This is a genomic window from Sporosarcina sp. ANT_H38 (assembly GCF_008369195.1).
Classification (GTDB): Bacteria; Bacillota; Bacilli; order Bacillales_A; family Planococcaceae; genus Sporosarcina.
In genome coordinates, this window is record NZ_VOBC01000001.1 from 1,070,257 (window position 1) to 1,095,111 (window position 24,855).

Below are 24,855 nucleotides of genomic sequence, written 5' to 3' on the forward strand. Positions count from 1 at the left end.
CATAAAATAGCAGCATCCTAGAGCGGTGTTAATCGTTTTGGGATGTTGCCTTTATGCATTTATTGAAAATACTCTTGTGTCAAGCTTCAACAAAGTTTTCAATTCTACAGCATTTCATTTATAGATGATTATCTAAATTACTTCTCAATGATTCTCCAATTATATTGTAAAATATAACGAACTTTGGAATTAAATTAAAAATATGAATTCATTCTGTAATGGGGGAAATAAAATGACTAAAAAAATGATTATGTTTGATATTGACGGGACTCTTTTAGACCACGATAAGAAATTACCTGCTTCTGCGAAGGAAGCGGTTAAATCTTTAAAAGAAGCAGGACATGAAGTAGCCTTTGCTACGGGTCGTGCTCCTTACTTTATTAATGATTTAAGAAAGGAATTAGAAATTGATTCATTCATATGTTTTAATGGTCAATATGTTGAAATAGAAAATGAAGTTATTTATAAGAACCCTATGGATAGAGAATTGTTAACTCATTTATCGAGTTTTTCTACATCACATAATCACCCTCTTATTTATATGGGCGCTCAATTTATGAAATCTACCTCTGGCTACCATTCTGAAATAGAAGAATCCCTCACTGCTCTTCATATTGACACTACTCAAATAGGTATGGATGCTACTTACTATCACGATACAGAAATTTATCAAACGCTGTTGTATTGTAAAGAGAATGAAGAATCATTATATCGAAGTAATTTACAAAATTTGAACTTTATTCGTTGGCATGAATATGCGATGGATGTACTTCCACTTGGTGGCTCTAAAGCGAAGGGGATTGAAAAGTTCATTGAAAAGAAAGGGTTTACGAAAGATCAAGTCTATGCTTTTGGAGATAATTTAAATGACATTGAAATGCTTCAATATGCTGGACATAGTGTAGCGATGGGAAATGCACCTCAGGAAGTAAAAAATGTTGCAAGATATGTTACGAAAGACGTCGGTGAAGACGGAATAGCTTACGGGTTGCAAATGGTAGGATTACTATCTTAACCGTATGCCGACGTATTAGAGCTATTATAATTGTATACAGGAACCAAAGTGCAGGCAGCCTGCCACTCGGAGTTCAGACGTGAAAACAAAAATCAGCCATTCTTATGAATGGCTGATTTTTGTTTTCATTTGTACTGAATTTTTTTATCTCACAAATTATGTGATTAGTCACTGTAACTAAATAGTTAATGATGCCATGTTTTTAAAACAAATTTTAGTTGTTTGGAAACTTGGTTTCTTTTTATTTAATTTGAATGTTTGTTTTTCAGAGATTCGGGGCAATACTTGTTTGAAACAAATTAACGATTGCAGATTAGGATAAGCTGTCGTATTTGTATATGAAGGAGGAGAATTTTGTTGAAAATGAAAATATTTTTATTAGCCACGCTTTTCGCACTTTCTAATTATTCAGTATCTTATGCCTCAACTCTTTCACATGCCCTAGCAAGTGGAGAGGAAATATCGTTTTCACAAACTCTTGCAAACGAAGTAGAATCAACGCTGGTTGGAGCTGAAGATAGGAATGTACCTTTTCAGGAAGTGCTAGATAAGGAATTGAGCGTAGTTTATCCGCCAGTGGAGTTAATTCCGGAACCACAAAGTTATACGGTGGCCGAAGGAGATACTTTGTACCGAATTGCACTTAAACATAATATATCCTTGGCCTCTCTCTTGAGTTGGAACGACGTTAGAGGGGACTTGATTCACCCAGGGGATGTATTAATTGTCACCGGAAATGGAGAAGAAATCGAAATAGTTGAATCAGAGCCAGCTACTGTTACGGCTGTATTATCGCCAAAGCCGTCGGAACCGCCTGTAAGTGAAGGGAAAGAGATGTTTGTTACAGCAACAGCATATACGGCCTACTGTACTGGCTGCTCAGGAACTACCGCTTATGGTATTGACTTACGTTCTAATCCAAATCAGAAAGTAATAGCAGTGGATCCAAAGGTTATTCCTCTCGGTACAAAAGTATGGGTGGAAGGTTATGGAGAAGCAATTGCTGGCGATACAGGAGGGGCTATTAAAGGAAATAAAATCGATGTCTTCATTCCTTCTTATAATAATGCAATGGAGTGGGGAGTCAAAAAAGTGAAACTTAAAGTACTCAATTAATAAAGAAACCTGTGCAAAAATAGTGTTTTTGCACAGGCTCTTCATTCAGATTAAGATAAACGACTTCTAAAATCGTCGTATCCAAATTGTTTAATTACTTGAATACCATCATTAACGGTATTTAAGACGATAGAAGGTAAGTTAACACCATTAAATGTATTGTTTTTCACCATCGAGTAGTGGCCCATATCACAAAAGACAAGTTTATCGCCAGGCTTTAAAGGCTCATCAAACGAATAATCGCCAATAACGTCACCCGCTAGACAAGTCGGTCCACCAAAACGATAAGTATAAGCCTTTTCGTTCGGCATTCCTGCACCAATGATTTCAGGTCGATAAGGCATCTCAAGTACATCAGGCATATGACATGCTGCAGAAGTATCTAAAATAGCGATTGGCATACCGTTGTGGAGGGTGTCCAAAACAGTTGCAACAAGATAGCCAGTATTCAATGCGACAGCTTCACCAGGCTCTAAATACACTTGAACACCGTATTTATTTTTCATAAACAGTATCGAACGGATTAGAGTTTCGATATCATAGTCGGGCCTCGTGATATGATGTCCACCGCCGAAATTGATCCACTTCATATTTTTAATGTATTTACCAAACTTTTCATCGACAACTTGCACAGTGCGCTCCAGTGTATCAGAGTTTTGTTCGCACATTGTATGGAAATGTAAGCCATCGACACCTTCAAGTTGGTCAGCTTCAAAATTCTCAAGCGTAACGCCAAATCTTGAATGCGAAAAACAAGGATTGTACATATCGACTTCGATTTCGGAGTACTCAGGATTAATGCGAAGTCCGATTTCTATTTGCTTTGGATTACTTTTGATTTTTTCTTTGAACTGATTATATTGTTGAAAAGAATTAAAGACAATGTGATCTGAATAGGAAAGAATCTCATCAAACTCAGTTTCAGAAAAAGCGGGAGCATAGGTGTGAACTTCCTTGCCCATTTCTTCATAGCCCAGTCTCGCTTCGTGTAGGGAACTAGAAGTTACGCCATTCAAGTATTCTCCAATTAACGGATAAACTGAGAACATCGAAAATCCTTTTTGAGCAAGTAGAATCTTACAGCCCGTCCGTTCAATAACAGACTTCATTTTTTCCAAGTTTTTAATAAGCAACCCTTCATCCACTACATAGCAGGGGGAGGGGAGTGTGTTCAAGTCAATATTCAATTTCAAATCCTCCTCAGTCAATCAATTCAGGATTGAAGCTTTCCTGCCATGGAAGACCGTATTTGTTGAGAGCTTCCATGAATGGATCTGGATTGAACTCTTCGATATTGTGCACGCCAGGATTCTTCCATTTACCAGTCATCACAAGCATAGCACCGATCATTGCAGGTACACCTGTTGTATAAGAAATCGCTTGTGAACCGACCTCTGCATAACATTCTTGATGATCACAAACATTATAAACATAATACGTTTTCTCTTCGCCGTCTTTAATACCTTGGAAAATACAGCCGATATTCGTTTTTCCTACAGTTCTAGGTCCAAGTGAAGATGGGTCTGGTAAGATCGCTTTCAAGAATTGTAGTGGAACAATTTCTTTGCCTTCGAAAATAATCGGTTCAATAGAAGTCATACCAATGTTTTCAAGCACTTTTAAGTGATTCAAATAGTTCTCTGAGAACGTCATCCAGAAACGAATCTTTTTGATACCTGTAATGTTGAGAGCAAGAGACTCCAATTCCTCGTGATGTAATAAATATACATCTTTTGGACCGATTTCTGGAAGATCATAGACACGTTTAATTGATAATGGTTCAGTTTCGATGAACTCTCCATTTTCAAAGTAGCTTCCATTAGCCGTGATTTCACGGATGTTAATTTCAGGGTTAAAGTTTGTAGCGAACGGATAGCCATGATCGCCAGCATTTGCGTCCACAATATCGATTGTATGAATTTCATCAAAGTGATGTTTTAGTGCATGCGCAGAGAAGACACCTGTAACTCCCGGATCAAAGCCACTTCCAAGTAGGGCAGTAATGCCTGCTTTTTCAAAACGTTCTCTGTACGCCCATTGCCAGCTATATTCAAACTTAGCTTCGTCAAGGGGCTCATAGTTTGCTGTATCGACATAGTCAACGCCAGTAGCAAGACATGCATCCATAATCGTTAAATCCTGGTATGGCAATGCAACGTTAATAACGATATCCGGTTGGAATTTGTTAATTAGTTCAACCAGTTCTTCAACATTGTCAGCATCTACTTGAGCCGTTTGAATTTTAGTACGGCCGCCGTCTAATTTTTCTTTTAACGCATCACATTTAGAAACTGTGCGGCTTGCGATACAGATTTCTTCGAATACGTCAGGAACCTGACAACATTTGTGAACAACTACTCCTGCAACTCCACCAGCACCAATAATTAAAGCTTTTCCCATAATGAACACCCGCCTATAATATAGTTTTTTAGTTTTATAAGTTGAAATGAAGAATAACGTTGAATACGCTTCAGCACTAGGGGATACCTTTCGCCAAGGTTAGACGAAGTATCCTTTAACCTGAATGAAATAACCACTGGGCATTAATTGAATAATTTCTGCGAAGTACGCAGAAATTATTCAAACCAACTCCGGTGCCAGTTACTGGCACCTATTTAAATGGCTAACAACAATTCACGTAGTACTTTACATGCTACAGCTGTAGAAACACCACTTTGATCGTAAATAGGAGACAGCTCATTTACGTCGCAAGCAACAATGTTAAGGCCGCTTACTTTTAACATTGCATTCAGTAATTCCATAAAGCTGACTCCGCCGGCTTCAGGTGTACCTGTCCCAGGAAATACAGAAGGGTCTAGGACATCCAAATCAATAGTTAAATAAACCGGTTTCCCTTTAAGTTTTTCAACGATTTCTTCTAACCCGTCGAAGTTAAACTTGTTTGTAAAGACATGGTCTTTACCCCATTGAAATTCACTACGGTCTCCAGAGCGGATACCGAATTGGAATATTTTGTCGTCTCCGAGCAAGTCCCAAACTCTGTGAATAACGGTGGCATGAGAAAGTGTTTCACCAAGATAATCCTCACGTAAATCTGCATGTGCATCAAACTGGATCACATGTAGGTCAGGATGTTTTTTAGCAACAGCTCTCATTGCACCGAGTGTCACCAGATGTTCGCCGCCAATCATACAGGGAATTTTGCCATCTTCTAAAATTCGAGTTGTAAAATCTTCAATTTGTCCTAAAGCTCTTGACGTGTTCCCAAAACTTAATTCCAAATCTCCACCGTCAAATACAGCTATATCCTCTAAGTCTTTATCCTGATAGGGACTATACGTCTCAATTCCAAACGATTCACCGCGCATTGCCTTGCTGGCGAAGCGTGTTCCAGGACGGAAAGAAGTTGTAGAGTCAAAAGGAGCCCCGAAAATAACGATTTTCGATTCTTCGTACTCATTGTCACAGCCAATAAACGTTTCAACATTTCTATTCAACATCTTTTAATTGCTCCTTTACATAGTTCGGAAGTGCAAATGAACCAACATGAATGTCTGTATTGTAATACCTTGTTTTTAAGTCAAGGTCATTCCATGCTGCTGCATCCAAATCTTGAATAGGGTCATATTTCTTCGACGCAAAACCAAACAACCAGTGACCGGATGGGTAAGTCGGCATATGAAACTGATAAACTTTACAAACAGGGAAGAAGCCTACAATTTTTTGATGTGCTTTCCTCATACCAAGCGCATCTTCAGCGTAAAAGGGACTTTCATGTTGATTCACAAGAATCCCATCTTCTTTTAGCGCCTTATAGCAGTTGCCGTAAAATTCTTTTGTGAATAGCCCTTCACCTGGACCGAATGGATCTGTCGAGTCCACAATGATCAAATCATAGTCATTTTCGATTCTACGAACAAACTTTAGACCGTCTTCAAAGTACAGATTAACCCTCGGATCATCTAACTTTGAAGCTGTCTGCGGTAAATACTCCCTGCAGACATCGACAACCATTTTATCAATTTCGACCATGTCGATTTGTTCGATAGTTGGGTAAGCAGTCAATTCACGGATTGTACCACCATCACCAGCCCCAATAACTAGTACTTTTTTTATAGTTGGATTGGTTGCCATTGCTACATGTGTAATCATTTCGTGATAAATAAATTCATCTTTCTCAGTACACATTACGAGTCCATCAAGTGTGAGAACACGGCCAAACTCCGATGTTTGTAAAATGTCGATTTTTTGGAAATCACTTTTACCAGTGTAAAGGTGCTCTTCCACTTCCACTGAAAAACGGACATTAGGCGAATGATTTTCTGTATACCATAAATTCATTCCACCAACTCCTTTAACACATTAATATTTGCAATGTCGCTGTCCTCAGTACCTGTTAAGAAACAGCCTTTATCCTTAGAGTATTGAATGAAATCCAAAATCTCTTCTGTAATTCGTTCACCTGGCGCAAGAATTGGGATACCAGGGGGGTAACACATTACGAATTCACTAGAAATATATCCTGCGCTCTCCGAAATGGGCAACTTTTGTTTAGGTGCATAAAAGGCTTCTTGCGGCGTGAAAGCAACTTGCGGGCGAATATATTCATGGATGAAAACGCTGTTTTTATCCTTAGAATAGCGGCGTTTTATTTCAGCGAGTGCTGCTACCAACCGTTCTAAATCTAGATGCCTATCACCGACAGATATATAGGCCAGGATATTACCGATATCACCAAATTCAATTTGAATGTCATATTCGTCTCGAAGAATATCGTAGACTTCAATACCTGCCAAGCCAATTTCACGAGTATCTACTGAAAGCTTAGTTTCATCAAAGTCGAAAATTGTATCGCCATTCAGAAGTTCTTTTGAATAGGCGTAATACCCGCCAATTCTATTAATCTCATTCCTTGTATAGAGCGCCATTTCAGTCACTTTACGAAATATATCTTTTCCATTAAGTGCTAAACTTCTTCTCGAAATATCTAAAGAAGACAGTAGTAAATAAGAACCGCTTGTCGTTTGCGTCAAATTGATAATCTGTCTCGTATAGCCTTCACTGACGTCATTGTTTATCAACAGGAAAGAGCTTTGTGTCAATGAACCACCAGATTTGTGCATACTAACGGATGCCATATCAGCACCAACTGACATAGCAGAAGCGGGAAGGTTTTCTCCAAAGTAAAAATGTGTACCATGTGCTTCATCGACAAGTACGAGCATATCATGTTGATGTGCAAGATCTGTAAGAGCTTGCAAGTTCGAACAAATCCCATAATAGGTAGGGTTGTTTATGAGAATAGCCTTGGCATCCGTATTCTCCAAGATGGCTTGCTCCACATCTTTTACAGACATCCCTAAAGCAATACCAAGTTCACTATGTACACCTGGATTAACATAGATGGGAACAGCACCACTTAAAATGAGGGCATTGATGGCACTGCGATGTACATTGCGGGGCATGATGATTTTATCCCCGGCTTTGCAAGCAGTCATGATCATTGCCTGCACAGCAGATGTTGTTCCGTTTACCATGAAAAAGGCGTACTTGGCATTAAATGCCTCGGCTGCTAATTCTTCTGCCTCTTTAATAACTGAAACAGGGTGGCATAGATTATCGAGTGGCTTCATGGAATTGACATCCATAGCTAAAGCCTGTTCTCCTAAAAATGAAGCTAGTTCTGGATTTCCTCTTCCGCGTTTATGACCGGGAACATCGAAAGGGACGACGCGCATTGATTTGTATTTATTCAGCGCCTCCATGATAGGGGCATTATGCTGCAAAAGATTTGTCACGTAATCACCCCTCATTCTTCTAGATTAGAACCGTTGAAAATTTCCGTCATCTCTTTGCGTAACTTCGTTGTGATTTCGAGTCTTTCAAAAAGAGGTAGCTCTGAGACATCCGTATTGAACAAATAGTCCTGTAGGTTTATGTCTTTAATAAGTAGTTTTGTATGAAAAATATTAGATTGGTGTACATTGATATCTTTCCAATCGTATTTCAGCAATGTATGGCTATCAATATAATCCCGAATGGACTCAATCGAATGATCTATATACAGCTTTTCACCTTCCATATTGCGTGTAAATCCACGTACTCGGTAATCAGTCGTAATAATGTCTGAGTCGAAACTTCCAATTAGATAATCGAGTGCATTCAACGGGGAAATTGTGCCACACGTAGAAACATCAATATCGACTCGAAAAGTAGCGATCGAATTATCAGGATGATATTCCGGATATGTGTGGACGGTAACATGACTTTTATCCAGATGCCCGACGACCGTTTTACGAGTAGCCAAAATAGTACGTTCACCTTGATTACAAGATTCATCAATCAATGCGATAGGAAAGGCTTCCTCCGAAATAAGAATCGTCACACTAGCACCTTGTGGATCGTAATCCTGTTTACTGACATTCAAGACATGTGCCCCAATTATTTCTGTCACTTCGTACAGAATACTGGTTAATCTATCGGAATTATATTGCTCATCAATATAAGCAATATATTCACTTTGCTCCCGCTCACTTTTCGCATAGCAAACATCATAGATGTTGAAGCTAAGAGTCTTTGTGAGGTTGTTAAAGCCATAAAGCTTCAGCTTATTTTCCAACCCTACCATCACGCCTTTCATGTAAAACAAATCTTAATATAAAGTATAACATTCCATAGTCTATATAATATAATCTAGATAAGTTGAAGTAAAGAATTCCACTAAATTTGTTACGATGCTAGGGGATGTTCCCTGTCCAAGGTCAGGTTGCTTCACCAACAGTCTTAGGGCTTCAGTTACTCCTTGGTAGGCGCCTTCGCTTAGTTTAAACAGGAATTCATTTGTCCAATATTTAGCTAAATTAATTTGCAGATATCCGCTATTGTTGCATTGTATTGCGGTGGAATGATGTGGAGCTGCTTAAAGAATTAATCAATTACCTGCAAAAAAATGCCCCTAATTAGTAGCAAGGAAACGACGACTAAATCAGTTACCTATACTATTAAAAGGAGCTTCATGAAAAGTGTAAACTAAAGCTTAATATTTAGTCAATAGTTTTTATTGTTAGTGTCGTAATAGCATTTGTAAAATACACTTTCCACGAAAATATGAAATGGTAACTAGCAATGCCAAAAGGCGTACTTCGTTTAAATGGGTACTTTATTCATCAAGATGATTTGAAGTATTTGTAAAGTGAAAACCATTCATTAATTCATCTGATAATCATTTATATATAGTTAGAGTTAATGATTCCATTCAAGCCCGTTCAGTTAACATTGTAAGGCGGTTAGGCTGAATTTCGCACACCTATTTTAAATTCCCCATACATAAAATGTTAAAATGATGATAACATTACTAGCTATCACTTTAAAAATAGCGAAACTGGGGAAAAGTAAAGCACTCAAACCGAAAACTTAGCAGAATAATATAGAGATATCTCCAATGAAAAATGTGGAAAAATGAGAGAATTCCAACGCCTTACCATACTCTTGCAAGGTAAATGTTTTGAAGCAGAAGAAGAGTGTTCTTTAATAAAGGAAGTGTATCAATCAATTAGTCCAAAGGTTTATAAAAAGCTTGGACATTGGAAAGAACAAGCGAAAGACATTTCGAATCTGGAATAAAAAGAGCAGGCTAAAGCGGTTAATAGTCCACATGAAGCAAAAAAGTGTAACTCTATGCCAATACAAATGAAGGGATTTAATATGAATGAAACAGATCTATGCATTTGAAAAAGTAGAAGATTACGTAAGCTTTCAAGCTATTACCGAAAGGTTTAGTAAAAGGTTAGTGCAGTACGAATATATGTTGAAAGAAAAATATGCATTATCTAGTGTTCCAAAAGGTATCGTATGGACTACTGAAGAGCTTGCTACTACAGTTTTTTCTACAATTCCAATACCTGCTTATACAAACAATGAGATTATCTATATGTCTCCTGATTTAAAAGCATGGCGAAAGCTTTTTTTAAAACAATTAGAGGGACGAAACCTTTCATACATTCAGAATTTCTATGAAAACTATTCCGAAAATCATTTGTTTGTTATCTTAGCTCACGAATTGACGCATCATTCCGATTTATTTATAGACGATTTTGAAGTTGCTCGAGAAAACAGTATATGGTTTGAAGAAGGCATGTGTTTTTATTTGCCAAGAAGATTGCTGTTAACTCAAAAAGAATTTGAAGAAATAACAACAGTGGAATCTGAATTAGTTGAAGTATTCAAGGATGAATATGGAAATCGTCCTTTGGATGAATTTGGTAGTAGTTCTTATCGAGGCAGTTTAGCTAGTATTATGTATGATTATTGGCGTAGTTTTTTAGCAGTGAAGTATCTAATAGAAATTCAAGCTAATGGTAATATAAATACAGTTTTTAAGCACTATCATAATTGGCATAACGAAGGACGAAAAGTACCCTTAACGCAGTACTTTGAATTGGATTAAGGTTGAACTTCATCTAAATTACATGTCAATTTAATGAGGGAGGGGAGTTGATATATCTTACTTCCCTTCATTTTCAAAATGAACCATTTCCAGTTTAGTTTTTTTGCTCACACCAAAATGGTAAAACGGAAATAAGTGCTTATTATTTTAGTATAGACATGTTACACTTAAATGTATTCTTATTTAATAAAAGGGCGTGTTAATGTGATTGGACGTAATGATCCATGTCTCTGTGGTAGTGGGAAAAAATATAAAAAATGTTGTGAATCAAAAGCGACATTTTCAATAGAAGAAGTGCAATCGGATGAACTTGAAAGGATTTTACAAGCTTTTTATGAAGAGTATCCTGAAAGACGTGACTTAAATGAATTCTTGAGCTTGGTTAAAAAATGGAGTGAGCCGCTTAAGAAGTATTTAGTCGAGGAAATGATTGAGGCGATTGTCATGGATGAATTCTTTTTCCATCACAAACCGGACATTTGGAAAAACTATATGGAAAAACAACGTAAAAAAGTTATCCGTCCATCTGTGGTGAAAGTGTTAGAAACGTGGTCTGATCCACGTGTTTTCATCGGTGAAGTAATAGCAGTGGATGATGCTTATATGTCAGTTAGAAATATATTGGAAGATGAAACGATACGTTTACGACGTGAAAGCGAAAAGCCTGTACCTGTAGGCGTACATGTGTATTGTTTCATTTTGCCGGACGGCTCTTCCGAGGACAATCATTATTTGGCGGTTTCAAGCTTGATTTTCTTCCCTACAGACCATACTAAAGCGTTTGGGGAATTCGTACAGCAGTTTGAATTACAAAAAGATCAATCTGTTCCTTCATTTTTAAAAGAAAATGGGATTGCATTTTGGAAGTTGCTTGGTGAGGATGGCTATGATGGAGGAGAATTTACCAACTTCGAAGCAGGCGTACTCCAAAAAGCAATTGAGTTTTTAGAGAAAAATGACCGAGAATCTGACCAGTTAATAGAAATAATAGAAGATTATTTAGTAGAGCAGCAGCCGAATGCACGAAAAGAAGTAGCGATTGCAGCTGGAGCTATTCGTTTTGGTCAGGAAAATGCCTTATTTGAACCTCTTACGATAACTGTTAAAGAGATAGCCGAATGGTTTGAAGTATCTCCATCTTCATTGAATAAATATTACAATGATCTAAATGCGTATTATTCTAGCAAAGAATAGACAAGACACGAAATACGAATTCTAACTAAAACATCTCATTCACTGGGAAAAACCAGTTGAGTGGGATGTTTTTTATTTACTTTATCAAGAAATGAAAGGTACGAAGCCTCGAAATATAACCTTGTTTCAAGACGGGGGTGGAAAGCGTGAACAAATGGTATAAGCCATGAAAAAAACTTGCCAGAACTTGAGAAGCAAGGATATAAACTTGTAACTATTTCTGAACTCCATGAGATTAAAAAGCAAGAAAGAGAAAACCAATGAGAAAGAAACTTGAGGACAATTCTTCAGGTCTTAGATCCAATTTGTGAGGCAAAATTACATAAACATAGCTATGTGTTCAGACCAAGTAGAAGTATCCAACCCATGATTCGAAGGCAAGATTTGAATTTCTTGTTAAAGGGCTGAGGACTCTGGAGATAACCCGAATATTTTTGATTTTTTAATAGAACAAGCAAACGTTATGGATAATAGAGACAAATCCGTAATTAATTGTAAGTATCCTCGCTGTGCCTCGGCAATAGTCGAGGAGTTAGCATGTACGGCCAATTATGGGATACTTGTTAACGTCTCGATTAAAGGGTCCCCTTCAACTATTCCGTTGTATGTATTAAGTGTACAAGATTGATTGGCTTATTTTGTGGACAACATAATTGCCCCAACGGAAATAGTAGTTTTTTCTTTATGTTTTGTAACAGGATTTACTGTAGAATCTCAAACTATATAGTTCAATAAAGCATGAAAAAGGATCTTCAACTGAAAGATCCTTTTTTAGTGTCTACAATCATTGAACTATGTTAATTCATAATTTATGTCATATACAGTTTCAAATTTAAAATTTTCTTTGTTAAACAAAAAGACTAAAAGCGTGACATTAAGGCAACAAAAACCAAGTATCTAAGAAGAGGGGAGCTGTTCGATATGCGTAATGGCTCCCTTTTAATAAGAAATGGAGATTTTATTATCTATTCCAGGTGTCATAAATTAAGAGCGCTGACACAATTTCCCTTCCGCTAATGCAGCTGATTAGTGGAAGAAGGAGGTTTTCTGAAACTTTAATAAAATATTAACGACTAATAAGAAAAGTGGGGGTAAGTATATGAAGTTGAAATATTTATATTTAGCAATAACTGCATTTTTGATGTTGTTGGTTGCTAGTTGTTCGAATAAACAAGACGTAGGGAATTTCACTGATACAGATAGTTATGAAAAAGTTAGAAAAGTTGCTTGGGAGTTTATCGAAGAAAAAGATTGGAATGACACAGCCAAAGAAGACTGGAAAAGTGCAGAAGTGAAGAAAATAATTGCTGATAATAGCTATGAATTGTTGGATAAAACTTATGAAGGACAAGAGCTATTAAGCGTTTCTTTTGAAGACAAAGAGAATGTTGTAGTTGGTACACCTTTAATACTTGTTGATCCCGATCTCAATAAAGTAATTGGCTATATGGCAGGCGAATAAGGAAACTATTATTAATATAACGGGCGCTTCAATTCAAGAACGGGTGTTTTGTAAACCGCATCTACATGTGAGTTTAGGTAACAAAAACAGGGTCAATCAGTGTATGTGTTTGAAAATCTACCGAATATGGATCCTACAGTTGAACATGCTTAGACGAACTATTCCTTTAGTTATCAACAGTCCAACTAAATAAAATATACAATAATGCCCTCCTTAAAACAGGTGGGCATTATTTAACGTTTAATCTCGTCTTGATACCTACATAATTAGTACGGGTAGGGGAGCGAACGGCATTATTTCACACGGAATCTGAAGCAGTAGAAGCAAAGGATTTACTCCAATGTAATGAAGAGTTTTTAAGATGTGACTACCAGTCAAGTACATTGTTTTGTGTTAAATCTAGGTAAATTGAGCTTAGGTGTTGCATATTTCTCGTATGTATATTATATTACTTGATGCATCAACTATTGATATGTCAAACATTGATTCGTCAATAAATATAAAATGAAAAAGGAGCACTTACACCATGCAAAAATATCAAAAAATGAATGATTTCAATGAAATTGTAAACGGTCGTCGTTCCATTAAGGAATATGACTCAACTGTTAAAATCAGCCGTGAAGAAATGAGTGAAATTATAGCTCAAGCTTCAAAAGCTCCATCTTCTATTAATATGCAGCCTTGGAGATTTCTCATCATTGACAGCGAAGAAGGAAAAGCAAAGCTTGCCCCTCTTTCCAGATTCAACAAGGATAAAGTCATGAGTTCATCTGCGGTAATCGCTGTCTTCGCTGACCGGAATAATTTTGAAAACGCCGAAGAAATATACAGCACAGCAGTTGAACTTGGATATATGCCTCAAGAAGTTAAAGAAGCTCAATTAGATTATTTTAAAGTGCTCTATGCAAATATGTCCGATGAAGAAATGAAAGATACAATTATGCTAGATGCTGGTCTTGTCTCAATGCAACTTATGCTAGTAGCCCGTGCTTACGGTTATGATACGAATCCTATCGGAGGTTATGAGAAAGACCAGATTGCTGAAGCCTATGGACTGGATAAAGATCGTTATATTCCGGTAATGTTAATCTCCATTGGAAAAGCCATTAATGAAGGTTTTCAATCGTATCGTCTGCCTGTCGAAGCAACTACAAAATGGAAATAAGATAGAATTCATTTGAGTTGCATGTTAGATCATTTTGCATTATATTTATTGATGGGTCAATGATTGAGCGTTCAATGAATAGTAGACACTCGTATATGTTGCCTCATAAATTACTTAGGAGGTCAATTGATGCGATGTTCACTTTCAAATCAGGAACAAATCTTATATCTACTTAAAGGGCTCAATAATCAAATTAGCCCTAAATTTGAGCGGTGTACAGGCATTAGCGCCTCACGCTATGAATTGCTACATCAGCTTTATGAAGCAGAAGAAATTAATCAGTCCACCCTTCAAAAAGCTGTCAATATAGACAGTGCTGCCATTACCCGTCACCTAAAACAACTTGAGGCAAACGGCATGGTGACAAGACGAAGAAACCCTGCCGATAATCGAGTGATATTTGTTCGTCTTACTGAGGAAGGGCGTAAACAAATTGTCGGTTACAAAAAAGAAAAGATTAGTTTCGTGAACCAAATGCTTCATGATTTTAACCCTGAAGATTTAGAGTCACTATCTGACATGCTTAACCGCATGCAAAATAATATAAGTGAATACTGAAATTTATGACAAATACGATAAAAAAGGATGGATAACTATGTTTATTATTCACGCACACCTTCAAGTAAAACCAGACCAAGAACAAGCATTCTTGGAAGAAGCCAAAATACTTCTTCAAGCAACAAGAGCTGAAAAAGGTAACATTAGCTACGATTTGATGAAATCTACTGAACAAGAATGCCATTACACAATGGTTGAAATCTGGAAAGATATAGAGGCTACTGCAACCCATAATACGAGTGAACATTTCACTGCCTTTACTAAAAAAGCTCCAGCCTTCATGGCTGCACCAATGGACCTTAAAGTATTTAGCGGAGAACCTGTACAAGCATAATTTATAAAAGGAGATGTGAGATCATGTCAAATATATTATTTACGTCAACGGTAACCGCTTCGGGAGGACGAGAAGGTAAAGTTCAATCATCTGATGGTGTCATTAATTTCGATACTGCCATGCCGGGAAGCCCAAGAGCGAAAAAATTAGAGACATCTACAAACCCTGAACAATTATTCGCAGCTGGATATGCTGCATGCTTTGACAGTGCTTTGCAATTAGTAGCTAGGCAAGAAAAGGTAAAGTTCTCTTCAGAGGTCACCGCAAATGTTAGCTTATTAAAAGATGAGGCAGACCAAGGCTTTAAACTGGCAGTTACCTTACAAGTTAAAGGGACGGACATTGAAAAAGATCAGTTAGAGGATCTAGTAGAAAAAGCACATCAAGTCTGTCCTTACTCTAAAGCTACAAGAGACAATATCGAAATTACACTAGAGATACTATAATTTTTAAATGCTCCTTATTTTGTATGTAACCCCAAATGGCAGACACATTAAAAAGTGGCTCCATTTGGTTTTTTTTATGTTCATAAACCTCAGAATCTCATGGTATATGATTTTGATGAAATTATAGAAGAACTGACGTTACACCTAGTTTCTGTGACTCGTTTTAAAGAAATAAAAGAGGAGTGGAAGATTCCTCTTTATAGCAAGTAGTTTTAACTATTCATTTTTTCAAAAACCAGTCAGTGAGAGACTCCTTAGATATAGGAGACTCTTTTTTTGTGCTAATAATTAAATGAAAGGGCAATGTTTCAAATGGACAGCATGTTTTTTTATAGAATTTGTAAACTTAAAGATAACTCAGATAATTGCTGATATAATAAATTAAACTCTTTGGAATAAACATGGTAGGAGGATTTTATGATGCGAAAAAAAGATTATATTCAATTGAATGAAAGAATCTATTTAATAGATGGGTTTGATTTGGGTGTACCTGAACGAACGGGGACATATGTTTTTGATGAAGAAGAACTGACACTTGTTGACACTGGTCCAAGTCCGTCGGTTAAGTATGTGAAACGGGGATTAGATGCACTGGGATTCTCGTTAGATCAAGTGAAGTATATCATCGTGACGCATATCCACCTGGATCACTCGGGAGGGGCTGGATTACTCATTCAACAATGCCCCAATGCTACTGTTGTTGTACACCCGAGAGGCGCAAGGCACTTGGTTGATCCTGAAAGATTGATTGCCGGAGCCAAAGTAGTATATGGGGAAAGGTTTTCGGAACTGTTTGATCCAATTATTGCCGTACCAAAAGAGCACTTGCTCGTTAAAGAAGAGGGAGATACCTTAAAGATTGGTCCGACATGTACATTGAAGTTTTTGGATACCCCAGGACATGCGAAACATCATTTCAGTATTTATGATCCGGTCAGTAACGGCCTGTTTACCGGAGATACAGTTGGCATTCGCTATGAGCAATTGATTCGCGATGGTGTCGATTTGTTTCTGCCTTCTACTTCACCAAACCAATTTGAACCAGAAGCTATGCGGCGGGCAATTAACCGTATGCTTGGGATGAATCTCGATTGTATTTACTTTGGACATTTTGGCATGACCAACAACCCAAACAAAGCTCTTCTACAAGTATCTAAGTGGCTTGATATTTTCGTGGAAGAGGCGGAAACAGTCGTTACTGAACAAAAGGGTCATGAAGTACTTGCGCAACGACTTCTTGGCCGAGTTAGGGGGTACCTAAAGGAGATGGAAGTACCTGATGACCATGAGGTGTATGGTTTAATAAAAGTAGATATGCAAGTCAGTTCAATGGGAATGCTTGATTATTTTATGGGATAACTACATAGAACCTTCAAGATATAATGAGCATATAATTATTATGTAGAAATTGAGTGAAGACGCCTTAACTGGGGTGCCGTAGCGGATTTGAAAGGAATCTTTATCTAAACTTATACAGTATAAAATTAACACTGTTTTGGAGAGGAATAGAAGATATGAAACTACATTTTTATAATCCGGAATTTGATAAGCTTATTGAAAACTACACATTAACCGACGAACAACTACGCTTTACGGGTACGCCTAAAGACGCAATTGATCTTTCGAATGCAGAACGGGATCGATATTCGATTTTAGCAGTAGAAAATGAGCAAGTGGTTACGTTCTTTAGCCTACATAAAGGTGAGGGTGTCAAGTCTTTTTCCCATAATGACAATGCTATATTAATTAGAAGTTTTTCGACCGATTTTCATCAGCAAGGTAAAGGCTATGGGAAGAATGCATTGATGCTTGTGCCAGACCTTGTTACAAGTCATTTTATTGGTATTGATGAAATCGTCCTCGCTGTAAATGTTAATAACGAGATAGCTCAATCTTTGTATAAAAACTGTGGCTATATTGATAAAGGCGTTCGAGAGATGGGGAGGAGTGGCGAACTCATCGTGATGAGTTACCACCTGTATTGAATTATTTTATAACGAGCAAGTGGGGGGACAGAGAATGGACCAACAAGTTCTAGTACAAGAATACCGTAATGACATTTTAGAAAACGTTCATTTGGGTGTTATTTGTGGAATCAATGCAGAAGGAGATGTTCTTTATTCTGTTGGAGACCAAAATCATATGACATTTCTTCGTTCGGCGGCAAAACCTTTTCAGGCAATTCCAGTTATTCAATATGGAGTGGACGACAAGTTTGGGCTTACATCTAAAGAAGCTGCTTTATTTGCTGCTTCGCACCGTGGAGAAGACTATCACATTGAGGCACTGGAATCGATTTTACATAAGACCGGTATTGATGAAGACCAATTTTATTGCTGTCCAACCTATCCGCTGAATGAAGAGCCAAAAGCAAACTATCACCGAAAGAATGGTGAACAGCGAAAGCTTTATCATAATTGTTCGGGAAAGCATAGCGGCTTTATCGCCTTGGCGAAAGTACTGGGATACGACATTGACGGTTATTGGGATTTGGAACATCCTGTACAGCAGCTGAGCTTAGCGGCAATGGCTGACATGTCCAATTATCCGAAGGAGGCGATAGGCATTGGGATTGATGGATGTGGATTCCCGGTGTATGCAATGCCTCTTCAACACATTGCGCAAGCGTATTTGAAACTTGCTTGTCCAGACTTGATTCAACAGCCTGAAATGAGAGAAGCTGTCGTGAAAATTACTGGTTATATGAATGCACATCCGGAGATGATTGCGAGTCACGACTTCATCTGTTCTGTTTTACTGACAGACCCTAATATCGTGGCTAAAGGTGGGGCCAAGGGCGTGTATGGTTTTGCACTTAGGAAAGAACGAATGAGCTTTGCATTAAAAGTGATGGATGGATCTGAACTGGTATGGCCAATCATAGTTGCATCTATTTTGGAACAGATCGGTTATGAAAACCAAGGGACGATTGAGCGTTTGTATGAATTGTCGCCAAAAGTAATAATAAATGATAATCTTACGGTTGTTGGAGAAAGAAAAATTGTGTTTGATTTACAGAAATAAAATGAATTCATGTGAGGAGTTATCAAAATGATGTTAGAAATTATAGCTACAAGTATGGCCGATGCAGTTGCGGCAGAACGTGGCGGTGCCGATCGATTGGAACTTTGTGCAGCATTGTCTGAAGGTGGGCTAACGCCAAGTTTGGGATTGGTGGAAGCGGTAGTTAAGGGGGTCAATATTCCGGTTCATGTAATCGTTCGGCCGCATAGTCGTACTTTTCACTATGATGACAATGACTTAGCTGTAATGATAGCCGATATTCGCCATATAAAACGTGCGGGAGCTGCGGGAGTCGTTATTGGAGTGCTAACTAAGGAACGCAAAGTGAATACAGAAGCTCTATCACGTTTGTTGGAGGAAGTTGGGGAGATGAAAGTCACTTTTCACCGTGCATTTGATGAGATAGAAAATCAGCTGGAAGCGTTTGAAGTCATTGCTAGTTTCCCGCAGATTCAGCGAATCTTGACTTCGGGAGGACAGGCACCAGCGCCAGAAGCCGCTGAACAACTAAAGAAATTGGTAGACGAGTCTAAAAATACATCTGTTCGGATTTTAGCGGGGAATGGTATGAACCCTGAAACGTTGTCTTCATTAGTTTCGGCAACAGGGCTAGAAGAAGTCCATTTCGGGTCAGCTGTTCGTATGAATAGGAGTTTTATGTATCCTATTGATGAGGCAGTTATTACGGCGATAAAAAGTGAGCTTGAGACTAGTTAAGTATTGTAGAAGCGTACATATGTCCATTCAAACATTGGTATTACTGCATCTCTAGGAGATTGAAATTGAAACCGAGGATATAAATTTTAAACATCCATAGATTTTAGAGTAATTGTGAGTGCGAACCTATAGTGCACATGAAATCCCTGGGACATTCGCACCGGAATTTCTTTGAATAATCGCTAAAAATGAGATTAGATAGAAGGTAATTAATAGGAAAGTTAGCAAGAAGGTAGAATTGTGATTAAATTAGTAGATAAAATTGTATTTTTATCACTTTTTCGCTGTCGCACTCTACATTAACACCTGAATTTGTTTCAACTGCAATGCCAGATAGAAATTGTTCTAAATACATGAATTCTTAGTACTTCTAAGAAATGTATTCTTCATCGTGAGTAACTTTGAATACTTAGTTTGCTTAAAAGGTGCACTTGAAATAACCTGCATTCAAACAGATTACCTCGTAAATATTTCTGGTGTAAACAAGAATACGAAGGGGGGATACTATTGGAAATAAGATTGCTCAAACCGTCAGATGCAAAAAGTTACTGGGATTTAAGGTTAGAGGCGTTAGAGCTTAATCCAGAGGCTTTTGCTACAAACTATGAAGAAGCAATAAAGAGACAAAATCCAGTAGAAAGCGTTGCAAAGAATTTGTCGAATAAAGGAAACTTTACATTTGGGGCATTTAATAATGGAGAACTTTTAGGTGTAGTTACTTTACTTCAAGAAATCCCGTTAAATCTTAGACACAAGGCAAATATATTAGCAATGTACGTAAATCCTAATATGCGTGGTGTAGGTGTAGGAAAAGAACTACTTTCTGAAGCAATTAACAAAGCAAGAACAATTGAAACGATAGAAAAACTTAATTTGACTGTAGTAACAACTAATGAAAAGGCAAAGAAACTATATACCAAATTAGGATTTAAAGTCTTTGGGATGGAAGAGAAAGCACTTAAAATTAATGATAAATATTTTAATGAGGAGTATTTTGAATTAATGCTAAAATGAGTGAAGTACTTTTTAAAGAACTGAGTATAATTGGAGAAGTTGTATTTTATTGGGATGGCGAACAATCGAACTATTACAAACCATAATATTTTATAAGCTATCGAGACAAACTCGGAGGATGGAATGGAGAAAAGTTCTTTTATTGAAAACGTGAAATTACTAATACAAATGCATGCTGAAGGGCTACTTGGCGGTAAGAAAATGCCAGAGGATGCACTAAATGGAATTGTTCCGAAAGATGAGTTAATGAATGTATTGACATTAGGGATGGCTTTAAATTATCAAAGAAACTCATACAAGCTATGGGAGTCGGTTGCACAAGCATATTTGGATGAAAGCTCTCGATGGATTTTTAATCCTAAAATAGTATCTGAAAGCGATTTGGATGAATTACGTAGTATTTTAGTTCATTATCGAGTCGCTTTGCAACCCAATCGCCATCCTGAAATTTGGCAGCGTGTTCCTAAAGGAATTGCTCAATCATCTCTCAATGGTGACGTAATAGGATTGATTGAATCTGCTCATTTTGATATAGCCGTCTTAAAAAGTATCATTGAATTAAAAAGAAAACCAGAATTCCCATATCTTTCTGGACCAAAAATTTTTAATTATTGGTTATATGCTATGGAAACGTTTACAGGAGTTTGTTGGCAGTCCCGAGAATTGATTACAATCGCCCCTGATACGCATATTTTGAAAGCGACGGTAAGACTAGGTTTATGTTCTTCTGAAGTATTAAATGGTTCTGAAAATGATAGACAGGTCGTTGCTCAAGCCTGGGAAAAGGTGCTGATTGAAAGTGAGTTATCAACAATTATAGAGGATTAGTGTTTGTGGAATAATTAAACTATACAATTAATTCGGAATATTATTATTCGAGGAGGGAGTCCGATGCCCTTAGAAGAAGGTGGAATTGATTGGTTAATTGGCGGTTTTTCAATTGTAACGGGACTAGTCCTGCTAATATTATTGTTACTTTTGTTTAAAAATAAAACAAGTCGATCTGCATACGTCTGGACTATATTGCATCTGTTATTATTGTCAGTTGCCTTCTAATTTTCCATAAAGGCTATTTCTTTTGATTACAAACACGTAATGGCATCTGAAGAAATTTCATTGCTGTTAGGAATCGCTGGAATCATATGGGCTTTTAGTATGGTATGTTTGTTGATCGGCATTTTTAAATTTTCGAAGCCACGAAAATATAGTGCATCATAAGCCGGAAATAGGTCCATATAGCGGGAATTACAGTAACCAAATAAATAAAGGAAAAGCAATCAGCCATTTTACTCATATGACTGATTTTTTTTGATGTGCCAAAAACTGTTGTGATTCGACTATCATTTTGCATACTTTAGTATGTAGGAGTAGATTCTGAAATAACTAGGTGCTATCAGAGAATCATTTATAAATCTAATCTTACTCTCGTTATTTATTGACAAAAAAACAGCAAGTTCTGTAAGATAATAAAGTTGATTCATAGCTACTAGTAATAGATAGGCTATTTATCACCGCGTGTAAAAGGAGTGAAAATCACGCGTTAAACGTAAATCGGAAAACAGTTTAAGCGCCAGTGCTGAAGAAATCGGACGTCACTAATTTTCAGCAGACGAGGTGGAGGAGTATCGAATTTTCGGCGGAAGCCTCCCGATCGCAATTGCCCGGTTGTAATTTTGCTAGTAAATCATTTGAGCAATCGAATGGACAAAGGAGCAAAAAGGCAAATCTTTCAAGCAATATGCAAGTACACTTCGCTAATTCAGCAGGAGTGTAGTTAAGTGTTGCTTATTTTGCAAACATCGGAGGAATAAATATGTGTGGAATAGTAGGTTATATTGGTGAGTTAGATGCTAAGGAAGTTCTTTTGAAAGGACTTGAAAGGTTAGAATATCGCGGCTATGATTCAGCAGGGATCGCTCTACGCAATGAAGAAGGCATTACCGTTATGAAAGAAAAGGGACGTATTGCAGACCTTCGTGAAGCAGTAGATTTAACAATCTTAGCGTCAACTGGAATTGGTCATACACGTTGGGCCACGCACGGTGTCCCAAATCAAACGAATGCACATCCTCACCAAAGTGTATCGAGTCGATTTACACTCGTGCATAATGGTGTGATTGAGAATTATCACAGCCTGCAAAAAGAATATTTACAGGAAGTTCAAATGAGCTCTGATACGGATACAGAAGTCATCGTGCAGCTTGTTGAAAAGTTCGTGAAAGACGGCATGACAACTGAAACAGCTTTCCGTCACACACTGTCCTTACTTCAAGGTTCATATGCGATAGCCATGTTGGATGCTAATGAAGAAGACACAATTTTCGTTGCGAAAAACAAAAGCCCATTACTAATAGGGGTCGGAGAACACTTCAATGTGGTTGCCTCTGATGCTATGGCAATGCTACAAGTAACGGACCAATACGTGGAACTTCATGATCAAGAAGTTGTCATTGTTCGCAAAGAAGCAATCGAACTGATGACATTGGATGGCATGAAAATTGACCGTGCTCCTTTTACTGCAGAGCTAGATATGAGCGACATCGAGAAAGGCACTTATCCTCACTTTATGCTAAAAGAAGTAGACGAACAGCCAGGGGTTGTCCGTAAGATTATTCAAGCATATGAAAATGAGCAAGGTGAGCTTGCAATGGATTTAGATATTGTGAATGCTTTTAAGGAAGCCGACCGACTCTATATTATTGCAGCAGGCACAAGTTATCACGCTGGTCTAATCGGCAAGCACTATTTTGAAAAAATCGCGGGCATTCCAGTTGAAGTGCATATTTCAAGCGAATTTGGCTATAACATGCCACTCCTTTCGGAAAAACCATTATTTCTTTTCATTACACAATCGGGTGAAACTGCAGACAGCCGACAAGTTTTGGTGAAAATAAAAGCGTTAGGCTATCCAAGTATTACGATGACAAACGCTCCAGGCTCCACACTCTCTCGTGAAGCAGATCATACCTTACCTTTATGTGCGGGTCCAGAAATCGCAGTAGCGTCTACGAAAGCTTACACAGCACAAGTAGCGGTTCTTGCTATTGCCGCCTATGTTGTTGCAAAAAAACATGGAGAAACAGTTGATATAGACATGAAGAAAGAGCTTGCCATCGCCGCAAATGCCATTCAAACCCTTGTGGATGCAAAAGAAGAAATGGAACAAATTGCGTATGAGTTCCTAGCAGTCTCAAGAAATGCGTTCTTCATCGGACGTCAACTTGATTACTACGTGAGCTTAGAAGGAGCACTTAAAGTAAAAGAAATTTCCTATATTCAAGCAGAAGGCTTTGCGGGTGGTGAATTAAAACACGGAACGATAGCATTGATTGAAGAAGGAACACCTGTATTCGCATTAGTTACTCAACAAGCTGTGCGTCTCAACACTCGTGGTAATGTTAAAGAAGTTGTAGCGCGAGGAGCGAACGCTTGTATACTTTCAATGGAAGGCTTGCAAGAAGAGGGCGATCGCTTTGTTCTGCCAAGCGTTCATGCTTTGCTTACACCGCTTGTCGCAGTAATACCATTGCAATTGATTAGCTACTATGCGGCTCTTCATAGAGGATGTGACGTTGATAAACCACGTAATTTAGCTAAATCGGTTACAGTGGAGTGAGGTTGATTTGAAATAAATGTTGTTGTTAAGTGACAAAAAAGATGTATACTGGACAAAAAAGACGTATACTTGGTGAGAAAATTATATACTAACTAAAAAAATGTGAAATCGTATTTAAAAGGGTATCCTTTTAAATACGATTTTTTTATGGGGATTTTTTTGTATCTATTACGATTTTTCAATTCGAACAGGTAGCACATTTTATGATTTGCTGAATGTTGTCTGAATCATCTTTGAGCAGAGGGAAATACTGTTCCAAAATTTCGGGCTTACGAAAAAGACAATCTGTAGTACCGAGAACTGAGTATATTATTGTGAAATGTTACGTCCGAATAATTCTAAGGATTTGATTTGCTGGAAAGCAAAAAAATTAAATTTTTTCGATATACGTTTGACAAATATTGAAATTAGTAATAAGATATTCCACATATCGTGTATTGCCGATACGTATAAATGATGGAGGTGTAGTAAAATGTTGATTAGTGAAGAAGTACAACTGTTTTTTAAAGGCCTAGCAAATGAAAAAAGACAAGCAATTATACTTTTGTTTCTTAATAAAAATGAAGTTACTGTAAATCAAGTAGCTGAATTAATAGGGATTGGACAATCAACAGCCTCTGAACAGCTTTCTATGCTAAAAAAAGCAGGTATTTTAAATTCAAAGAAGGAGGGGAAAGAGGTTCTTTACTCGCCTAACAAAAACAATATCGTGAGGATTTTACAAGATATAAATTCAATTCTAATGAAATGTTGTAACTGAACATATGGAAGATATTCTATATGTTCT

At 37.5% G+C, this 24,855-nt stretch carries 24 protein-coding genes; 18 read left to right on the plus strand and 6 right to left on the minus strand.

From position 1 onward, the window contains the following. The first annotated feature begins 232 nt into the window (after nucleotides 1–232). Together FQ087_RS04915 and FQ087_RS04920 are read left to right on the plus strand one after the other, a co-directional pair. Nucleotides 233–1,015, plus strand: a complete 783-nt coding sequence (locus tag FQ087_RS04915; RefSeq protein WP_149579410.1) for a Cof-type HAD-IIB family hydrolase — start codon at nucleotides 233–235, stop codon at nucleotides 1,013–1,015. 363 nt (nucleotides 1,016–1,378) lie between these two features. After that, nucleotides 1,379–2,131: a 3D domain-containing protein gene (locus tag FQ087_RS04920; RefSeq protein WP_188006720.1), complete on the plus strand. Its 753-nt coding sequence runs from the start codon at nucleotides 1,379–1,381 to the stop codon at nucleotides 2,129–2,131. Between the two features lie 50 nt (nucleotides 2,132–2,181). Here the strand turns inward: FQ087_RS04920 and nspC are convergent, their stop codons facing one another. From nspC to speD, 6 genes are all read right to left on the minus strand, one after another. Continuing rightward, complete coding sequence (gene nspC, locus FQ087_RS04925) at nucleotides 2,182–3,318, minus strand: carboxynorspermidine decarboxylase (RefSeq protein ID WP_149579411.1); 1,137 nt, start codon at nucleotides 3,316–3,318, stop codon at nucleotides 2,182–2,184. A gap of 13 nt (nucleotides 3,319–3,331) precedes the next feature. Further along, nucleotides 3,332–4,531, minus strand: coding sequence for a saccharopine dehydrogenase family protein (locus FQ087_RS04930; protein WP_149579412.1), 1,200 nt, complete (start codon nucleotides 4,529–4,531; stop codon nucleotides 3,332–3,334). A gap of 215 nt (nucleotides 4,532–4,746) precedes the next feature. Continuing rightward, the gene (speB, locus tag FQ087_RS04935; protein WP_188006636.1) at nucleotides 4,747–5,592 is read right to left on the minus strand and encodes an agmatinase; all 846 of its coding nucleotides are present in this window, start codon (nucleotides 5,590–5,592) and stop codon (nucleotides 4,747–4,749) included. After that, nucleotides 5,582–6,433: a polyamine aminopropyltransferase gene (speE, locus tag FQ087_RS04940; protein WP_149579413.1), complete on the minus strand. Its 852-nt coding sequence runs from the start codon at nucleotides 6,431–6,433 to the stop codon at nucleotides 5,582–5,584. The genes speB and speE overlap by 11 nt, the downstream gene beginning before the upstream one ends. Next, nucleotides 6,430–7,857, minus strand: a complete 1,428-nt coding sequence (locus FQ087_RS04945; protein WP_255452275.1) for an aminotransferase class I/II-fold pyridoxal phosphate-dependent enzyme — start codon at nucleotides 7,855–7,857, stop codon at nucleotides 6,430–6,432. Before FQ087_RS04945 ends, speE begins: the two co-directional genes overlap by 4 nt. A gap of 44 nt (nucleotides 7,858–7,901) precedes the next feature. Then, the gene (gene speD / locus FQ087_RS04950) at nucleotides 7,902–8,732 is read right to left on the minus strand and encodes an adenosylmethionine decarboxylase (protein ID WP_255452146.1); all 831 of its coding nucleotides are present in this window, start codon (nucleotides 8,730–8,732) and stop codon (nucleotides 7,902–7,904) included. 1,068 nt (nucleotides 8,733–9,800) lie between these two features. Between speD and FQ087_RS04955 the strand changes: the two genes are divergently transcribed. From FQ087_RS04955 to FQ087_RS05035, 16 genes are all read left to right on the plus strand, one after another. Beyond that, on the plus strand, nucleotides 9,801–10,538 hold the full coding sequence (locus FQ087_RS04955) for a hypothetical protein (protein WP_149579415.1): 738 nt from the start codon (nucleotides 9,801–9,803) through the stop codon (nucleotides 10,536–10,538). Between the two features lie 204 nt (nucleotides 10,539–10,742). Next, nucleotides 10,743–11,732, plus strand: a complete 990-nt coding sequence (locus tag FQ087_RS04960; protein WP_149579416.1) for a YecA family protein — start codon at nucleotides 10,743–10,745, stop codon at nucleotides 11,730–11,732. Between the two features lie 1,099 nt (nucleotides 11,733–12,831). Beyond that, a complete protein-coding gene (locus tag FQ087_RS04970; RefSeq protein WP_149579417.1) occupies nucleotides 12,832–13,194 on the plus strand; it encodes an outer membrane protein assembly factor BamD in 363 nt (120 codons plus the stop codon). 526 nt (nucleotides 13,195–13,720) lie between these two features. Further along, nucleotides 13,721–14,359, plus strand: coding sequence for a nitroreductase family protein (locus FQ087_RS04975; RefSeq protein WP_149579418.1), 639 nt, complete (start codon nucleotides 13,721–13,723; stop codon nucleotides 14,357–14,359). A 129-nt stretch (nucleotides 14,360–14,488) separates the two neighbouring features. Further along, complete coding sequence (locus FQ087_RS04980; RefSeq protein WP_149579419.1) at nucleotides 14,489–14,917, plus strand: MarR family winged helix-turn-helix transcriptional regulator; 429 nt, start codon at nucleotides 14,489–14,491, stop codon at nucleotides 14,915–14,917. Nucleotides 14,918–14,954: 37 nt separating this feature from the next. Further along, on the plus strand, nucleotides 14,955–15,251 hold the full coding sequence (locus FQ087_RS04985; RefSeq protein ID WP_149579420.1) for a putative quinol monooxygenase: 297 nt from the start codon (nucleotides 14,955–14,957) through the stop codon (nucleotides 15,249–15,251). Between the two features lie 23 nt (nucleotides 15,252–15,274). Then, nucleotides 15,275–15,697, plus strand: coding sequence for an organic hydroperoxide resistance protein (locus tag FQ087_RS04990; protein ID WP_149579421.1), 423 nt, complete (start codon nucleotides 15,275–15,277; stop codon nucleotides 15,695–15,697). A gap of 420 nt (nucleotides 15,698–16,117) precedes the next feature. Next, the gene (locus FQ087_RS04995) at nucleotides 16,118–17,056 is read left to right on the plus strand and encodes an MBL fold metallo-hydrolase (RefSeq protein ID WP_149579422.1); all 939 of its coding nucleotides are present in this window, start codon (nucleotides 16,118–16,120) and stop codon (nucleotides 17,054–17,056) included. Nucleotides 17,057–17,211: 155 nt separating this feature from the next. Further along, nucleotides 17,212–17,682 (plus strand): GNAT family N-acetyltransferase, encoded by a 471-nt coding sequence (locus tag FQ087_RS05000; RefSeq protein ID WP_149579423.1) that lies wholly within the window; start codon nucleotides 17,212–17,214, stop codon nucleotides 17,680–17,682. A gap of 34 nt (nucleotides 17,683–17,716) precedes the next feature. Beyond that, nucleotides 17,717–18,721, plus strand: coding sequence for an asparaginase (locus FQ087_RS05005; RefSeq protein ID WP_149579424.1), 1,005 nt, complete (start codon nucleotides 17,717–17,719; stop codon nucleotides 18,719–18,721). 27 nt (nucleotides 18,722–18,748) lie between these two features. Continuing rightward, nucleotides 18,749–19,438: a copper homeostasis protein CutC gene (locus FQ087_RS05010; protein ID WP_149579425.1), complete on the plus strand. Its 690-nt coding sequence runs from the start codon at nucleotides 18,749–18,751 to the stop codon at nucleotides 19,436–19,438. 507 nt (nucleotides 19,439–19,945) lie between these two features. Continuing rightward, nucleotides 19,946–20,452, plus strand: coding sequence for a GNAT family N-acetyltransferase (locus FQ087_RS05015; RefSeq protein WP_149579426.1), 507 nt, complete (start codon nucleotides 19,946–19,948; stop codon nucleotides 20,450–20,452). Between the two features lie 123 nt (nucleotides 20,453–20,575). Further along, nucleotides 20,576–21,280: a hypothetical protein gene (locus FQ087_RS05020; RefSeq protein WP_149579427.1), complete on the plus strand. Its 705-nt coding sequence runs from the start codon at nucleotides 20,576–20,578 to the stop codon at nucleotides 21,278–21,280. Nucleotides 21,281–21,343: 63 nt separating this feature from the next. Further along, nucleotides 21,344–21,508, plus strand: coding sequence for a hypothetical protein (locus tag FQ087_RS22865; RefSeq protein ID WP_255452147.1), 165 nt, complete (start codon nucleotides 21,344–21,346; stop codon nucleotides 21,506–21,508). A 757-nt stretch (nucleotides 21,509–22,265) separates the two neighbouring features. Further along, nucleotides 22,266–24,068 (plus strand): glutamine--fructose-6-phosphate transaminase (isomerizing), encoded by a 1,803-nt coding sequence (gene glmS, locus FQ087_RS05030; RefSeq protein ID WP_149579428.1) that lies wholly within the window; start codon nucleotides 22,266–22,268, stop codon nucleotides 24,066–24,068. Between the two features lie 472 nt (nucleotides 24,069–24,540). Further along, nucleotides 24,541–24,828 (plus strand): ArsR/SmtB family transcription factor, encoded by a 288-nt coding sequence (locus FQ087_RS05035; RefSeq protein WP_149579429.1) that lies wholly within the window; start codon nucleotides 24,541–24,543, stop codon nucleotides 24,826–24,828. Nucleotides 24,829–24,855: the final 27 nt, after the last annotated feature.

Coding starts and splice junctions, on each gene's coding strand:
- FQ087_RS04915 (WP_149579410.1), top strand. CDS start 233: ATGACTAAAAAAATGATTATGTTTGATATTGACGGGACTCTTTTAGAC.
- FQ087_RS04920 (WP_188006720.1), top strand. CDS start 1,379: ATGAAAATATTTTTATTAGCCACGCTTTTCGCACTTTCTAATTATTCA.
- FQ087_RS04930 (WP_149579412.1), bottom strand. CDS start 4,531: ATGGGAAAAGCTTTAATTATTGGTGCTGGTGGAGTTGCAGGAGTAGTT.
- speB (WP_188006636.1), bottom strand. CDS start 5,592: ATGTTGAATAGAAATGTTGAAACGTTTATTGGCTGTGACAATGAGTAC.
- speE (WP_149579413.1), bottom strand. CDS start 6,433: ATGAATTTATGGTATACAGAAAATCATTCGCCTAATGTCCGTTTTTCA.
- FQ087_RS04945 (WP_255452275.1), bottom strand. CDS start 7,857: ATGGAGGCGCTGAATAAATACAAATCAATGCGCGTCGTCCCTTTCGAT.
- speD (WP_255452146.1), bottom strand. CDS start 8,732: ATGAAAGGCGTGATGGTAGGGTTGGAAAATAAGCTGAAGCTTTATGGC.
- FQ087_RS04955 (WP_149579415.1), top strand. CDS start 9,801: ATGAAACAGATCTATGCATTTGAAAAAGTAGAAGATTACGTAAGCTTT.
- FQ087_RS04970 (WP_149579417.1), top strand. CDS start 12,832: ATGAAGTTGAAATATTTATATTTAGCAATAACTGCATTTTTGATGTTG.
- FQ087_RS04975 (WP_149579418.1), top strand. CDS start 13,721: ATGCAAAAATATCAAAAAATGAATGATTTCAATGAAATTGTAAACGGT.
- FQ087_RS04980 (WP_149579419.1), top strand. CDS start 14,489: ATGCGATGTTCACTTTCAAATCAGGAACAAATCTTATATCTACTTAAA.
- FQ087_RS04985 (WP_149579420.1), top strand. CDS start 14,955: ATGTTTATTATTCACGCACACCTTCAAGTAAAACCAGACCAAGAACAA.
- FQ087_RS04990 (WP_149579421.1), top strand. CDS start 15,275: ATGTCAAATATATTATTTACGTCAACGGTAACCGCTTCGGGAGGACGA.
- FQ087_RS04995 (WP_149579422.1), top strand. CDS start 16,118: ATGCGAAAAAAAGATTATATTCAATTGAATGAAAGAATCTATTTAATA.
- FQ087_RS05000 (WP_149579423.1), top strand. CDS start 17,212: ATGAAACTACATTTTTATAATCCGGAATTTGATAAGCTTATTGAAAAC.
- FQ087_RS05005 (WP_149579424.1), top strand. CDS start 17,717: ATGGACCAACAAGTTCTAGTACAAGAATACCGTAATGACATTTTAGAA.
- FQ087_RS05010 (WP_149579425.1), top strand. CDS start 18,749: ATGATGTTAGAAATTATAGCTACAAGTATGGCCGATGCAGTTGCGGCA.
- FQ087_RS05020 (WP_149579427.1), top strand. CDS start 20,576: ATGGAGAAAAGTTCTTTTATTGAAAACGTGAAATTACTAATACAAATG.
- FQ087_RS22865 (WP_255452147.1), top strand. CDS start 21,344: ATGCCCTTAGAAGAAGGTGGAATTGATTGGTTAATTGGCGGTTTTTCA.
- glmS (WP_149579428.1), top strand. CDS start 22,266: ATGTGTGGAATAGTAGGTTATATTGGTGAGTTAGATGCTAAGGAAGTT.
- FQ087_RS05035 (WP_149579429.1), top strand. CDS start 24,541: ATGTTGATTAGTGAAGAAGTACAACTGTTTTTTAAAGGCCTAGCAAAT.